The organism is Thermus sp. FJN-A (assembly GCF_054655095.1).
Genome location: NZ_BAAHSC010000105.1, coordinates 1 through 255, shown reverse-complemented (window position 1 = coordinate 255; position 255 = coordinate 1). Strand labels below are relative to the sequence as shown.

General features: G+C 76.1%; 1 pseudogene. It reads right to left on the bottom strand.

Annotated elements, in window-relative coordinates:
* Positions 1-255, bottom strand: a pseudogene (locus ACYQ0J_RS00545) (tetratricopeptide repeat protein); the annotation flags it as partial.

The following is a 255-nucleotide window of genomic DNA, read 5'->3' as shown; positions in this document are numbered from 1 at the left end:
GGCCAGGGCGCCTTCCTCCTTCCCCTCCCGGCGGGAGAGCTCCGCCAGGGCCACCAGCACCCGGGCGCGGGCCGGGGCGTGGGTGTCCAGAAGCTCCAGGGCCTCCCCGGCGGCCCGCCTCGCCAGCCTCTTCCGTCCCAGGGCCAGGTGGCAGAGGGCCATCTCCGCCAGGGCCGCTCCCCTCCGGGCCCCCTCCCCCGCTAGCTCAAGGGCCTCCTCCAGGACCTCGCTTCCTTGAGCGGGCTTCCCCAGAAG